8 protein-coding genes are annotated in these 15,845 nt (G+C 37.9%); 1 reads left to right on the top strand and 7 read right to left on the bottom strand.

The features are described 5' to 3' along the window. Positions 1–95 precede the first annotated feature (95 nt). From GJV22_RS21275 to GJV22_RS21250, 6 genes are all read right to left on the bottom strand, one after another. Positions 96–1,064, bottom strand: a complete 969-nt coding sequence (locus tag GJV22_RS21275) for a FecR family protein (protein WP_163718497.1) — start codon at positions 1,062–1,064, stop codon at positions 96–98. Positions 1,065–1,153: 89 nt separating this feature from the next. Beyond that, on the bottom strand, positions 1,154–1,690 hold the full coding sequence (locus tag GJV22_RS21270) for an RNA polymerase sigma-70 factor (RefSeq protein WP_163718494.1): 537 nt from the start codon (positions 1,688–1,690) through the stop codon (positions 1,154–1,156). A gap of 819 nt (positions 1,691–2,509) precedes the next feature. Further along, positions 2,510–3,124, bottom strand: a complete 615-nt coding sequence (locus GJV22_RS21265) for an ankyrin repeat domain-containing protein (protein ID WP_163718493.1) — start codon at positions 3,122–3,124, stop codon at positions 2,510–2,512. A 146-nt stretch (positions 3,125–3,270) separates the two neighbouring features. Beyond that, complete coding sequence (locus GJV22_RS21260) at positions 3,271–5,721, bottom strand: glycoside hydrolase family 3 N-terminal domain-containing protein (protein ID WP_238480373.1); 2,451 nt, start codon at positions 5,719–5,721, stop codon at positions 3,271–3,273. A gap of 234 nt (positions 5,722–5,955) precedes the next feature. Next, positions 5,956–7,638: a sulfatase family protein gene (locus tag GJV22_RS21255; RefSeq protein WP_163718491.1), complete on the bottom strand. Its 1,683-nt coding sequence runs from the start codon at positions 7,636–7,638 to the stop codon at positions 5,956–5,958. Between the two features lie 193 nt (positions 7,639–7,831). Continuing rightward, positions 7,832–10,066 (bottom strand): TonB-dependent receptor, encoded by a 2,235-nt coding sequence (locus tag GJV22_RS21250; RefSeq protein WP_163718489.1) that lies wholly within the window; start codon positions 10,064–10,066, stop codon positions 7,832–7,834. Between the two features lie 239 nt (positions 10,067–10,305). Here GJV22_RS21250 and GJV22_RS21245 point away from each other — a divergent pair, with 239 nt between their 5' ends. Then, positions 10,306–14,346 carry a two-component regulator propeller domain-containing protein gene (locus GJV22_RS21245; RefSeq protein WP_394367557.1) on the top strand — a complete coding sequence of 1,347 codons (4,041 nt, stop codon included), beginning with the start codon at positions 10,306–10,308 and terminating at the stop codon, positions 14,344–14,346. A 303-nt stretch (positions 14,347–14,649) separates the two neighbouring features. Here GJV22_RS21245 and GJV22_RS21240 read toward each other — a convergent pair whose 3' ends face one another. After that, the gene (locus GJV22_RS21240) at positions 14,650–14,919 is read right to left on the bottom strand and encodes a hypothetical protein (protein WP_205461993.1); all 270 of its coding nucleotides are present in this window, start codon (positions 14,917–14,919) and stop codon (positions 14,650–14,652) included. Between the last annotated feature and the right edge of the window lie 926 nt (positions 14,920–15,845).

Raw genomic sequence — 15,845 nt, 5'->3', positions numbered from 1 at the left:
TACTATTAAATTATTCAAATGGAATGGTTAGGTTAATGACTTATAAAGACTGTGCTCATAGGCGTATAATTTGGATTTTTCTACATTTAGATTTTCTATTCTGAATAATAGTAAACAACATTGTCAGAAACCTTGTACTTAAATGGAGTTAGCATGGCAATCTGCTCTAATACTTTATCCAGGCTTTCATTATGTACCATAAATGTTAGGCGGGGACTCGGATCAAATTTGCCTGTTGCTTCGAATTCCACGTTATACCAGTGCTCAAGGTTTATAAGAATATCTTTTAGAGGCAGATTATCAATGAGCAATTGTTTACCAGTCCAGCTGGTATAATTGTCAACAAAAACTTCGTCTAGCTCAACTGATTTATCGACGACTAACCTTTCTCCAGGTACCATTCTGATTGGCTTGGATATACTTTTCCCTGTAATTTCAACCAGTCCACGCTCTAAAACCACCTCAGCATATTCACGCGACGAATAGGATTTCACGTTAAAAATTGTCCCTAACACTCTAATATCAACACGCTCTGAAGCAATCATAAACGCATGATCAGGATCTTTTTTGATATTGAAATATCCTTCACCATCAAGCTGTACGTGTCTATTCTTATCACTAAAATCAGCTGGCACCTCCAAACGACTGGATGCATTCAATATTACTTTTGATCCATCCGGCAACTGAAACTCACCTTTGGAATGAGAAGAGGTTATAAAAACTTGATTGTTTGCTACTGTAGCATATTTAACAGTTAGGAAGTAAGTGGTGACAACCAACAACATGCACGCAGCGGCAATGTTTGAAAACCAAATAAATAAGCGTTTGTTATCTCGATTTTTTTTCTTGTCAATAGTCGCGTTTACCTTTTCCAACTTTTGGCTAAATATCTGATGGTCAAACTCCGGTCTTAAACCTGCCGCATATTTCATCAGAGCTTCATCCTTCTCCTTTCTGTTTTGAGAATTCAAAATCCACTCCTGAAATTCAAGTTGAATCTCCTTTGGGTATTCGTGATCCAGAAACTCATTCACAATATTCTCTATTATTTTCTCTTCTGCCATTTCTGATATATTTTCTTCTTATCCAAATTTCGTAAACCGCCCTAAAATTGATACTAGACAACAAACTTCAATCTTCGGAATCAAACGATTCAGGATATAACTCTACGAATCTCTTCTCGTGCTTGGGCTAAATGATTTTCGACTGTTTTTGTACTTATGTTTAGTTTTTCGGCTATTTCTTTGTGCGATAAACCTTCTTTGCGGCTCATCAAAAACACAATCTTCCTTTTCGGAGGCATTCGGTTAATAGTCAAATCAATTAACATCGACAGATCTTTTGTATGGATCTCCTCTTCAGACTCCGTTCTTAGAACTGCCAAACTTCCTTTACTCTCAATTGCCTTCTTATACCTCCTTTTTATTAAATTATGATCGAATAAGTCAAATACTGAATTCCTAGCCATCTTAAAAACATACTGATTAAATGAATTAACCTTTGATATAATGTCCTTTTTCTCCCACACCTGAAGAAAAACATTATGGGTAATATCCTCAGCTGTTTCTTTGTTCTTCACTAACTTCTCGACAAAAACTTCTACTTTCGGTGCATACATTAAATAAAGCAAGTTGTAGGCCTGTCTATCGCCTTTAGCCAAAGATTCCAGTAGATTACTTTCATTATACATTGTCGACGCTTTTTCTTGTCAATTCATTGAGTTCTATCTCAACAATTCAATTATTTAGACGGCTGAGAAATAAACTTCCCCTACTCCAGTATTAAAAAATTGATAATATTCATGTAGAAGGAGGTTTTATATTCATTTCAAGTCAGGAATAAGTTCGACAAAAATGAACCTGATAAATCTGGAATTTAGATCTATTACCTTTCTAACCAGAAAGACGCAAATCATCTAACATTCATGGGGACTAATTAGATAATCAGCATAGCTTAAACAAACTTCAAAGATCACTCCGATATGAAGTAGAAATCACCAAGTGTCCTTGCCAACGTCCTCTTATTTTCATCGACTGATGTATGACTGTTTTCAAATGGAAAAGTTTCCATCCAATCAACTGAGGAAAACCCACTATCGCGGCTACAAGCGGCATATTTGCGAGTCTTAGAGATGGAGCCATTGTGATCGAGTCTAGCTTTTTGAACGGAAAAAGGCAGACTAAAAACAAGTAAGGTGAAGGCATATTTTGAATGCCTTCACCTTATTCATTGACATTGACCAAACGACTACAACCGAACGATCGCTTAAGAATTTTATAGCCAGTACCCCAAATATGCTTCAGTTTCAAAAAGCCACTCAGCCATTTTGTTATTAGTAGATTGAGGCTACTCACATAAACCAAAATCTACCTCAATTCATCTTAAAGTAAAGCAGCTTACTATGGACTGCGAAGCAAACTATCTTCATTGGTACAGATCGCCTATCGGGCACAATTTAGGACTCTTAGGCAAAGAGAGTCTAATTGAACTTTACCTATTTGCAAGCTTCCTATCTTCCTATTTGATTTTTAATATACTCAGAAACATCTGAATACCCTTTAGAGTCGGCAAAATCCAATGATGATTCTCCGTCAACATCAACCAGACTAAGATCGGCTCCAAAAGCAACAAGTGTTTTCAAAACTTCCAGCTGACCTTCAGCAGCAGCCATCATAGCCGCAGTCCAATTTTGTTCTTTCTCTGTCAGATTGGGTTTTGCTCCGGCATGTAACAAAGCTAAAACGGTATTTACAAAAGGGCCGCTTGAAGCATACATCAACGCTGTTCTTTGAATCTCGTCCGCAAAATTTACGTCTGCTTCCCGATCAATCAACAGTTGCACAATCGCAGTATGTCCATTGTATGCAGCCAGCATTAAAGCTGTTCTTGTATTTTCATCCACTGTATTGGGATCAAACCCATTCTCCAAAGCGTCCTGCACAACTTGAATATTTCCATCAAGTGCAGCTTGAAAGATCTTTGCTTTGTCAAATTGTATGTTTTCTTTCTGCATGGACTCGGACACAACACCAGGCTGCTCCAATTTACTTTTTGACTTTGTATTGCATGACGCGATGATGATAACGACCAAGCATAGCCCAACTATCTTTTTTAACTTGTCCATTACTTTTTACATTTTAATATTTAATAGAAAAAGACAGTGTAAATTTCAGAAATTCAATCTTATCATTCAAGGGAAAATGGGGTCAGGGAACTACCTAAACGATTAGGAATCGTAGGAAGTTCCCTATCGCCCTTAAAACATCGGTATTAATTTGATTTAGGCTTAAATTTTTCAATATTTCGATCAGGAGTTAATGCCTTTGAAACAGTACTGGCAATAAACTCGTTCGACAGTTCAAATGTGGCTTCTTTCTTTATGCGTTTGGACGACGCCCCTATTTTCAATGTGTATGTCCCGGCTTCAGCAACCCAAGAAGATCTATCCTCAGCAAATGAAGCCAAATCTTTTGTGGTGATTTCAAAAGTCAACACTTCTTTTTCACCTGGTAGGAGGAGCTTTGTTTTTCCAAAAGCCACTAACTCTTCCTCCGGCTTATCAATCTTTCCGGAAGGAGCACTGGCGTAAACCTGAACGACTTCCCGACCGGCCATAGCTCCTTTGTTGGTAATTTCAACAGAAGCTGTCAGTTTTCCATCAAACTGATTCGAAACTAGTTTCAGGTTACTGTATTCAAAATCCGTGTAAGACAGACCATAACCAAATTCGTAGGATACAGGTACTCTGAAGGTATTGTAGTAACGGTAACCGACATAAATATCCTCTTGGTACACAACTTCCCATGGAACACGTTTCGAAAACGAGAATCCGGAAAGGTCTGCAGCATCATCTACCTCATCTGATTCAACCGCTACGCCCGGAAAGGTTTTTGCTGTTGGGGCATCATCATATGAAATTGGAAATGAAACGGCCAATTTTCCAGATGGATTTACCTTACCGGATAAAACATCAACAACGGAATTTCCACCCTCCTGACCAGGTTGCCAGGCTAGTAATACCGCATCCGGAATATCTTTCCAACTTGCTGTTTCAATCACACCTCCAATATTCAAAATCACTATGGCCTTTTTACCTTCTGCATGGAAAGCTTTAGAAACTTCCTCAATTAAGTCTTTCTCAATATCCGTCAAATAGAAATCTCCGGGAATGGCTTTCCGATCTCCGCCTTCACCAGAATTTCTTCCAATGGTAATTAAAGCACAATCATTCTCTATTGCCATCTTCCGGGCTAAGGTTTGCGAAACTTTCATCTCGTCAACAGGCAGTTTAGCGCCCAGTATTGAAGTAATCCAGTTGTCAGACTTCTTGGCTTTAGCCCGTTCTTCTTTGATATACTTTTTATAAACGGTCTCCAGTTGAGCATCTGTTTCAAAACCACCATTGTCCAATCCTTCGGTTAACGACACAGTATACGCTTCATTCACGTCACCACTACCCGTTCCTCCGGCTATAAATTCATACGATGTATTTCCAAAGGCCGCAATTTTCTTCACATACATAGCAATTGGCAATGCCTGTGCTTTATTTTCCAGCAGAACCATTCCATCGCTTGCAGCTTGGCGTGTCACTTGTGCATGGGCTTTTAGGTCAGGATTATTGGTCGCCTTAATGCCTTTGTAACCCGGTGTTTTCATCATGATTGTCAGGATTCGCGACAAGTTCCGGTCTAAAACGGCTTCGTCCAACGTACCTTCTTTCACCGAATTGATCAGTTTTTTAATCTGATCTCCGATTCCAGGCATAATCAAATCATTTCCGGCTTTCATTTGAGCCACCACGTCACTTCCGCCACCCCAGTCGGTCATGACGTAGCCTTCAAAGCCCCAATCGTTACGCAAAATCTTTGTTAAAAGATCTTCACACTCTGAGGTATAAACTCCATTTAACATGTTATAGGATGACATCACGGTCCAGGGTTGCGCTTCCTTGACTGCAATTTCAAAACCTTTAAGATAGATTTCCCGCAAGGCTCTTTCACTTACAATCGTATTTACTGACAAACGATTTGTTTCCTGGTTATTAGCTACGAAATGTTTTACTGATGTTCCGACACCGTTTGACTGTATCCCATTGACCATAGCAGCAGCAATTTTCCCTGTCACTAAGGGATCTTCTGAATAGTACTCAAAATTACGTCCACAAAGCGGATCACGTTGAATATTCATGCCTGGAGCAAGCAGCACATCTGAGCCGTATTCCAGCACTTCATTTCCCATTGCTTTTCCGACTTTATAAACCAGGTCGGTATCCCAGCTGGACGCTAATACCGTTGCAATCGGGAAAGCCGTGCAATAATAGGTGTTTGAATCGTTTTCACGTTTAGGCTTAATCCGTAATCCGGCCGGACCATCAGACAAAACCTGTGAAGTAATTCCAAGAGAAGGGAATTCAGCCGTAAAACCAGCTGCACCCGGTAAATAAGTTCTTACATGTTCTACCATTTTATCGTAGTCCGAATCTCCGTATTCTGCTGAAAGAAATCCATACTGCGCGGCTATCGAATCGGGAAGTTTCATATCAAAGCCGGTCCCGATTAATAATTCCGCCTTTTGTTTTAAAGTCATCTTTGATATGATCTTCTCGACTTTTTTATCTTCCTGACCTTGTTTGGTAGTAGAACAAGAAAATAAGCTAAGTACCAACATCAATAAAATTGGTATAGATATATTGTTGCTTAATTGTTTAAATGTTTGTTTCATGCTATGGTTTTCTATTGATTACTTCTTTTTTCATAAAATTGGTAGCTTATGCCGGGGGAAGCTTCACCTTATTACTTCCCACCAGCACAAGTTCAATCACCAATTCTTATGAAAAAAACTATTTGCTTCTTTTTGATTTACTTGCCCTTAACAAAATCGGAGAACAAAATCATTGGTCATTTTATCGTCGATTTCATTAACTCTTATAAATCTTACTTCTCAATTTGAAATTCATTACTTCTGAGTCTTCAAATACTCCTTGTACAATCTCATCATCTCATCTTGAGGAAGTTTCCAGTACTCAACAAGTGGATTCGTTTTAACTTTCTCTTTGTATTCTTCAATAAATTTCTCATTCAATGAATCATTGTCTTCATACTTTACTCTTAACGCTTCCAACTGTTTATAAAGGTCAGCTTGAACGTCGGCGTAAGCCGGATCTCCATAAATGTTTTTCATTTCATTTGGATCTTTTTCCAGATCGTACAGTTCCCATTTATCCAGGTCGTAGTAGAAATGGATCAACTTATATTTAGCGGTGGTGATACCATAGTGACGTCTAACATCGTGCTCTGAGGGATGCTCGTAATAATGATAGTAGTGCGCTGTTCTCCAATCTTCAGGTGTATGACCTTCCAAAATAGGTACAAGACTTGCTCCTTGCATATCTGAAGGCACTGGTGCTCCGGCCAGATCTAAGAACGTTTCCGCAAAATCCAGGTTTGAAACCAAATCTTTATCATCGACAGTTCCTGGCTTAACAACACCATCCCACTTAACTAATAAAGGTGTTCGTAAAGACTCTTTATACATCCATCTTTTATCAAACCAACCATGTTCTCCTAAATAAAATCCCTGATCAGAAGTATAAATTACAATTGTATTTTTATCTAATCCTGACTCTTTTAAATAATCTAACACTTTACCAACTCCTTTATCAACTCCTGCAATACATGCCAAATAGTCTCTCATATATCTTTGATATTTGAATCTGGTTAAATCATCGCCCTGTGGATTATCTTTCTTAAACTCCTCATTAATAGGACCATATACTTCATCCCAAGCAGTTTGTTGCTCTTTGTTAAAACCAGCTTGTGGTTTATCTGTAATTTTACAGTCCTGTTCCATCTTCATGGCGTCTGAGATACTCATGTAATTCATTCCGGCAACTTCTCTGTTTCCAGAATAATCATCAAATAAAGTTGCTGGTTCTGGGATAGTTACATTTTCATACATTCCTAATTCATTAGGCCCTGGTTGCCAAGGACGGTGAGGTGACTTATGCCCCAGAAATAACATAAAAGGTTTGTCATCATTTTTAACCGAATCCATAAAGCTGATCGCTTTATCCGTAATGATTTCTGTTGCATAACCTTCCAGGGTATACTGACCTTTTTTATTAATGAACATAGGATTATAGTAAGAACCTTGTCCCGGAAGTATATCAACATAGTCAAAACCTTTTGTAGGAGTTTGTCCTAAATGTAGTTTACCTAGTACTCCCGTATTATAACCGGCTTGTTGAAGCAATTCCCCAAAAGTTTGCTGATTAAAATCAAATTTAGAACCGAAAGTATTGTCGATAAATCCATTTTTATGGCTGTACTTTCCTGTAAAAATAGCCGCTCTCGATGGGCCACAAATTGAATTGGTTACCAGGCAATGATTAAAACGTACCCCATCGTTGGCAATTCTATCAATGTTTGGTGTCGGTGCAACTTCGGCCAACCGGCCACCGTAGGCACTGATTGCCTGGTAAGCATGGTCATCAGATATTATGAAAAGGATATTAGGCCGTTTTGACGGCTCCTCTGATTTATGTTCGCCCCCTTTACTTTGACAGGAAAACAGTAACAAGAAACTTGATAGTATAGGTATTAACGCAACCCTTGAGATTTTAAATTTCAAATTTTTCATTTTTAACAGATTTAGATTTATAACTTATTGGCAATTACACATATTACTTCAATTAAATACCCATATATGGCACTCATCATTTTTGTCTCGATATTTTTTAAAATTATGTCTGACGGTGAACCTCTAATTCAGGTTATCGATTGAAAGCTTCCGAAACCCATTGTGAGATTTAGAGAAACTCAGATTAATACAGTTAAAAATTGAATTTCAAACTTGCTTCAACTGTAAATGGTCGGATAAAACTACTAACGATATAGTTTCCAACATAGTAAGACTCATCGGTATCTAATTCAGATCCAGAAATTTCGTTTTTAACACCACGTTGGTTAAGCAGGTTAACAACCTTAACATCCAATGCCACATTCTTATTCATTCTGTAGTTTACTCCACCAAATGTTTCCCACCATCCTTTAAAGAACAGTGCGTTTGTAATGCTGGCATATTGTTTACTAAAATATCTGGCACTTGCCCAAACAGTCACCTTATTTTTTGCGAATGTATAACTAGGGTCAATTTCCATTAACACTTTTGAAATTTGCGTTACATTATTTCCACTATAGTCATAATCCTTACCAAATGCAGTAAACTCAAAGTTATCGTAAATAGGGTTTTGGATTGTTAAATTATAGTGCACATTAAATCCTTTAAATGGTTTTGCAATAATATCATTAACCCAGGCACTTGTTTTGATATCATAAAAAACCTTTTGTGATTCAGTTTGATTCCGATCCAATGGATTTGTCAGGTTCAAATTCTTATTGAAGTTATTCTTAACGACACGAGTATATGCTGATACTAAGCTGATTTTTGGATGATTAACAAATACCCCTATTTTAAAGAATGGCGTTTTGACTTTGGTGTCTATTCTTGGTAGTTGTGCAAGCGAAAAATCCTTTAATTGTCCATTTTCTGTATTATACAAAAACTGACCAGTCAAACCGGCATACTTGGTTATGTTGTATGATGCATCAATATTTGCAGTATAATTAAAAAAGTCGTAATCAAAATCCGCAATATCGGCATTGGCTAATGTCCAGTTTAGCCCCCTGTTTGTTGCATGATTTCCATTAATTTTCTGGTACCTCACATTTGCACCGTAACTTACATTCAAATTGGGTGTAACTTTAAAATCATCGATAAAATATAGCGTTGTTTGATGTTCATACCCATCATTATACTCGGCAATAGCATTGTACCCCCAAAATCCGTATTCATCAGATTGCCCGTTGATTAATAACTGGCGAGGTTGAGCTGCAATTTCCTGTGCAAAAAACGACCTGTTAGCCACATATTTATCTCTTTTGTAATAATTACTCATTAATCCAATTCTGGGGGCATGGTTTGTTCCTTGTTTACTTAGCTCAAACCTTCCCTGAAAACTCGTTTGCGGTGTATTATTATCATTTTGTGCCAACACAATCTGATATTTTTCTCCTTCATAAGCAGAACCATCCATGTAAGTTACGGCAGAGGTAGTATTTTTAACTCCTGTATACGCCACAAAAGAAGTGGCAGTCACTGAACGACGATAATTCAACGTATAATCCAATTTCCAATTATTCTTCAAATTAAGGTCTCCAAATACATAGAATGCACTGGATGTATTTTCATCATCATGACTTCCAAAATTTGTAAAATAATACTCACCTGATTTTGCATCTAGCAATCTGATTCTTCCGGTATTCAGAGTATAAGAGTCCCGCCCCATTCTTAAGCCATCAATTTCTTCAACTTCTCCGTTACCTTTAAATCTTGAAACAGCCATTTCAGATAACCAATGGGCCTTTGATCTTTTATACAAGAAACTAATTTTACCTTTGTTGTTATTAAATCTCTTTGTCAATCCCAATCTGTATACCTCCGCTGAATTGCTTGCTTTCGCAAATGCCAATTTTGTCGATCCCGGATCAGTATCAGAAAACACCCCTGCAACAAAAGACCAATTTTTGGCAATCGGAGCCGAAACAGCCAAATCAGTTTGTAACCAACCGAAACTACCACCGGACACAGAACCTCTAATATCTAATTGATCTCCACCGATCCTGGAATCTGCGCTTACAGCATAGCCAAATTGTCCGATTGTCAACGCCCTTTCTGCAATACTAAGTAAACGTACTTTACCATTTCCAACTCCGGACCTCCAACAATATATAGGCATTTCGGGCCAGGTCCATGACACCGGGACCCCGTTTTCGCGTATTGCCATTCCAGTTGCTAAACCTGGTAATCCAATATTAATTTCTCTTGGGCCACTGTTAGAAGCTGCATTCAGCATAACATTTCGACCTTTTTCCTCCTTTTTAGAGTCAGTAGTGGCAATAGAATCTGCTTTCGCTTTTTCAGTATCAGCTTTCTGGGCTGAGACATTAAACACTGAAAACAGACAAAAGCATAATAAAATACTTGTGTAGATTTTTTGTCTTTTCATTTCAATTCAGTTTAAGTTTTAAATCTTGATCTAGCGGTAGAACAAAAGTTCTGATTACAAATCTACACTGCTGACATCCGGGAGACTTTCGAATGCAGGTGGAACACCTTCATTTTTGATCACATAACCTTCAGATTTGTTCATTTTTCTTTAAAATTGTTCTAATTCAACGTTTTGGTTACGTAGACTTAAAATTCGAGTTAAAATCATTTAAATTTGACGAAGCAACAAACCTGACTATGCGGACCTGCAATATCACTAAAATCGTATTGACCTACCTGGCTTTTTTCGTCGTTTCAATATCTTGTACGAACGGCAGTAGTAAACATAAGCTACCTATTAGGAGTGATTTGTTTCAAATATCCAATGAAATCTCAAATCAACAGATCAATTGTATGGCACAGGATGCTAACGGGTATATCTGGCTTGGTACCGACAGGGGATTAAACAGGTATAACAGTTACGAGTATTATCAATACTTCTATAACGAGGGGAACCAACACTCCATATGCAATAACAGCATCCAGAGTCTATTGATCGATCACGAAAACAAGCTTTGGGTTGGGACAAAAGAAGGGATCTGCATTTACGATCGCGAAAAAGAGCAATTCAATAACACAATTATCGATAATAACTTTAAAACGGTATTTCAAATTCTGGAGTCCCCACGGGGAACTGTTTATGCCAACTTAGGAAATGCTATTTACAAATATGACAGTGTTCAAAACACATTTTACCATCTGATTGATTTCGATGAATATTCAACTCAAAACAGGTGTTTTGCGGATGGGTATAATCGAATTTGGCTAGTATCCCGGTTCAACATTAAATGCTACAATGAACCCGAATATAAACTTTTAAAAACATTTAAACCTGAAAAAATTCCCTATTTAATCTACAGCAGTCTTTTAAAGGGCGGCGATCTCTGGACCATGCACGGAACTGGTGGACTAAAACGATTCGATACAAGGTCAATGGAAGAGCTGGCCGTTCCTGAGACAATTTTAAAGCACCCGGTATTGTCCAAAGCCCTTGTGACGGAAGTATTTGAATATTCGGAAACACAACTATTGTTTATCACGCACAAAAATGGTCTGTTTCTTTTCGACAAAGAAAACAACCGAATACTTTTTCAAAATGATTATGAATTCCCGTTTGAGGTACCTGATTGTAACATTACGACTTTATTTTTGGATACAAACGATAACCTGTGGATTGGATCACATGAAAAGGGCCATTATATCATCTATAAATACAAAAACCAGTTTAATTATGACCGGCACTTACAATCCATTGTAAAAGGAAATTCTGTAAAAACATTAGCCCTTGATGGCTCCAAAAGTATTTGGTTTAGCACCTATGGCGATGAGCTGTTCAATTATAATCTAATTACAAAGAAGATAGATTCAAGAGTTGATCTCTCTACATTTTTCAAAGAAGATCCTTTTTTTCAGGATAAGATCAGGGACCTGGTTATCGACAATCAAAACGTATGGATGATAACTCCCGGTAAATTTCTTCATTGCATTAACAGGAATGATCAATTAATTCGAACAAAAACTCACTTTGGAGGAATTACTAAAATGCTTTGCCAATTAACCATCGATGATAGCCATAATGTATGGGTGTGTTCGGAAAGCGAGAGTGTATACATGTTTGAAAATACTTCCGTGGATCTTATTGTGCTCCCGGTTTTTGATCGCAATATCGAAAGTAATAGTTCAATCCTGGCATTAAGCGACGGGACAATTATGGTAGCGGCAACAAACCAGCCGATTAAAATCATCGATCCAAAAAATAATAACAAAATTTACTCACTGGACAATTTGATCGAAACGACAAGATTTGAACCAACAACGCTCTACGAAGATTCCCAGCAAAACATTTGGATCGGCCAAATGAATGGTCCTTTGCTAAAGTATGTACCACGAAGCAACACGATAGAAAAAACACCGATCAGAAATGCCACAAGTATCATTGAGGATGACAAACATGAATTATGGGTAGGAACATCATATGGTCTTAGTCATTACATCCCTGCCACGAACAAACAATTCACTTATTACAGCTACGACGGATTAGGAGGGAACCAGTTCAATATAAAATGCTCGGCCATGCTACCCGATAAATCTTTGATATTTGGGGGGACACATGGCTTTACTATTTTCCAGCCATCTTCTATTTCCATCAACCGAAAGATTTCGCTTCTTATTGAAGATTTAAAAATTAATAACGAATACTATTACAAAACCGCAAGCAACAACAAAGCTTCTAAGTCAATAAGCCTAAAGCATAATGAAAACAATATTAGTATTCACTATACAGCATTGGATATAAGTGAATACTCGAGACTCCGTTTTTACTATAAACTCGAGGGATACAATGCCGACTGGATTGATGCCAAAAATAACCGGGTTGCCCATTTTTCAAACCTAAAGCCAGGAACCTATAACTTTAAATTAAAGATAACCAGTAACGATTATACCTCTTCAGAATCTGAAACTTCTTTACGATTAATCATTTCCAGACCACCATGGTTTAGTATCGGGGCTTTGTTCATTTATGGTTTCATCGTTCTTCTTATAGTTTACTACATCTACAAGCTAAAAGAAAAAAATCGCATTAACAGAACAAACGCACTCATTGCCAAAAAGGAAAAAGAACACGAGGCATTCATTAATCAAATGAATATGAGTTTCTTCTCCAATATTTCGCATGAATTCAGGACACCGTTATCAGTTATAAAAGCGCCGGTAAATCTCTTATCGAAGAGCTCCAGTCTCCGCCCGGAAGAAAAATCCATGGTAGAATTAGTGCAAAGAAGTATTAAGCGGATGCTTCGTCTGGTCAATCAGTTAATGGATTTAAGCAAGCTCGAAGCCGATGCATTGAAATTAAAAGTTACGCGGGCCGACCTAACCTACCAGGTTAAAAATACGCTGGAGATTTTTGAGCTTCCGGCAAAAGAAAAGCAGATTAAGCTGAATTATTCCGGTTTGGAGGAATCCTTTTTCATGTTTATTGATATCGATAAATTAGAAAAGGTTCTTGCCAATCTCTTATCCAACGCACTGAAATTCACCCACGAAAATGGGGAAATTTCCGTCTCCGTGAATATAATTTCCGCGGAGTCTGCAATATCACATTTTCCAAACCTGGATCCCAATTATGAAAACTATTATGCACTGGTTGAGGTCAAAGATACCGGAATTGGAATCCCCGAAGATAAGTTGGAGTCAGTTTTTCAGCGTTATTACCAAATTGACGATCAAAAAAATGCAACGATTAATTGGGGAACAGGCATTGGTTTGTATTTCACCAAACGCCTGCTAAACCTGCACCATGGAGAAATCAAGGCATCTAACAATACAGAGGGAGGAAGTACATTTAGCTTTGTTATTCCCACCGCAAAAAATGCCTACGCAGCCTCGGAGGTAGCAGAAGCAACTGATACACAAAAGGACAATGAAAATGAGAATATAAAAGCAGTCACTACCTTTAATCCTGATAATGAGCAGTTCAGTCAAGACAAAGACACGATCCTCGTCGTTGATGATGACGTTGAGATTGCCTACTTCCTTAAAAACTTACTACGAAGAGATTATAACGTATTCACCAAATATGATGGGGAAAGTGCACTGAAAAACATCGATAAAATTTCACCCAGCTTAATCATCAGCGATGTACTGATGCCGGGTATGACCGGCTACGAGCTTTGCCGGGAAATCAAGGCTAACATCAATTATTGTCATATTCCGGTTATTCTGCTTACCGCGAAAACCTTACTGGAAGAACAAATAGAAGGATTGGAAACCGGGGCCAATGCCTATGTTACCAAACCATTTGAACCGGAATACATCCAGGCGATGGTGAAGTCACAGTTAAAAAACCAAAAGCTGCTTTCTCAAATTTTGACCAGCAGAACAGACACCAACATGGTAGAAGAAAACATACTTTCGCCAAGGGACAAAGCATTTATGAGTCAACTTTATGAGCTACTGGAAAATGAGCTCTCTAACCAGGAAATCAATATCACAGTTATCGCGGAAAAAATGAATATGAGTAGAACGAAGTTCTATCACAAAATGAAAGCGCTAACCGGAGAAAAACCCAACACATTTTTTAATCAATATAAATTAAACCGATCTGCCGAATTATTATTAACCGGAGATTATACAATCTCTGAAATAGCAGATATGATCGGTTTCTCATCTCCAGCCTATTTCGCCACTTGTTTCAAAAAACAATTCGACTGTAAACCGAGCGATTACAAAGGATAAATAATGAAGTAGAATGCAGCTTTTGAAATAAAAAACCGCACAAACTCGCTTATCGACAACCGGTTTTTTAACAAAAGCATGAACGACTTATACATCGGAATATTATTGGAGGGGCGAAATTTAATTGAGTTAGTTAATCATTTCCGCTATTCTACATATTAGCAAAGCAGCCTGCCATGGACGATTACGTCTCACAACAGGCTGATTACCATTTGATCCTTGTCAATTTAGTAAACGACGTAGAATTCCTATTATTACTCCTCTATCAACTTTCAATAAAAAAAGCCCTTTCGGGCTTTTCTATCAGGAAGCTTTTTCCTTTTTGGGTTTTCCTTTTGAGGAGGTTTCTTTAGGAGTATCCGGTTCCTCTTCTCTGGACTGGTAGTAACAGGTGTGGGTCTTACCGTATTTGTCTGGTTGTTGCATCCGGGCAACCTCGAAGGTCACGTAAGTTTCACCTTCGTACTCGTGTGAGCACTTTTCCAACTCCGATTTCTTCACCGAAATTCGTACGATGTCGAAGTTTTCAACTTGAGTTCCTTTACCGATGTAATTTTTCTTAAACGTTTTCATAATGATTGAATTTTAAGTTAAAAAAATGATATGCTGGTATAGCAACCACAAAATGCAATTGCAAGGAGCAACTGGAGTAACGGAGTGCATTGAGAGGGATGAGTATATGCCGGGAAAATCCTTACAATCGTGTAACAGTGCAAATTTTGAGGTTGCACCTTGCGTATGGTTTTTGCGAACGTTCAATCAGCTGAAATCAGAAAAATGCGGTTAAGAATCAACGTTACATCTATCGGCAACGAATCGCTGTCAAATCGCAAGAAGAGAACACGAAATGGTGAATTGCTCCCAGCAAACAGCCACAATAAGGCCACCCCACCCTGAACAGTTCAAGATGAGGACGCCAATAAATATTGCAAAAAAGAAGAGTCTCACTAAAAGGTCAAGAAACTCGAACTTTAATTAATTCCCTAATAAACAACAGACTACCAATGCAAAATACTTGAATACAGCATCTTCAAGTATTAACTTGTAAACATGAAGTTGCTTGTCTTTTGCGTATTAATTTGGGTTTCTTTCATCGAAATTATGACCGCCATGGGAACGCATACCTTTAAAGGCTATTTTATGTATATCTTCAACTGAATTGGGACAATTTATCTAAGAAATTAATGAGTGCTTAATTCATTAACTTTAAAGAAATAAATTGTTATGAGCGATCAAAAAAGGGCTCTATCAGCCGAACAAACAATCAGAGAAATTAAGCGTCGTAGCACAAAAACTACTGTGGGATAGTAGGAACCTCAGCCTCATTCTTTTCTTACAAAAGAGACCTAACATACTCGTCGTAGTTTGCCTTTGCACTCAAGAGAGCATCATTGGGCAAAGATGGATTTGCCAATTCACGGATGAAGATTTCGCCATCTACGTCAGACAGAATAAAAATCTCATTTTCAGAATACGAATCAAAATCACTCATTGTATGC

It is taken from the genome of Mangrovibacterium lignilyticum, from assembly GCF_010882175.1.
GTDB lineage: Bacteria > Bacteroidota > Bacteroidia > Bacteroidales > Prolixibacteraceae > Mangrovibacterium > Mangrovibacterium lignilyticum.
Note: the sequence above shows the minus strand (reverse complement) of the source record. Positions and strands in the feature narration are given on the sequence as shown.

Coding starts and splice junctions, on each gene's coding strand:
- GJV22_RS21275 (WP_163718497.1), bottom strand. CDS start 1,064: ATGGCAGAAGAGAAAATAATAGAGAATATTGTGAATGAGTTTCTGGAT.
- GJV22_RS21270 (WP_163718494.1), bottom strand. CDS start 1,690: ATGTATAATGAAAGTAATCTACTGGAATCTTTGGCTAAAGGCGATAGA.
- GJV22_RS21265 (WP_163718493.1), bottom strand. CDS start 3,124: ATGGACAAGTTAAAAAAGATAGTTGGGCTATGCTTGGTCGTTATCATC.
- GJV22_RS21260 (WP_238480373.1), bottom strand. CDS start 5,721: ATGAAACAAACATTTAAACAATTAAGCAACAATATATCTATACCAATT.
- GJV22_RS21255 (WP_163718491.1), bottom strand. CDS start 7,638: ATGAAAAATTTGAAATTTAAAATCTCAAGGGTTGCGTTAATACCTATA.
- GJV22_RS21250 (WP_163718489.1), bottom strand. CDS start 10,066: ATGAAAAGACAAAAAATCTACACAAGTATTTTATTATGCTTTTGTCTG.
- GJV22_RS21245 (WP_394367557.1), top strand. CDS start 10,306: ATGCGGACCTGCAATATCACTAAAATCGTATTGACCTACCTGGCTTTT.
- GJV22_RS21240 (WP_205461993.1), bottom strand. CDS start 14,919: ATGAAAACGTTTAAGAAAAATTACATCGGTAAAGGAACTCAAGTTGAA.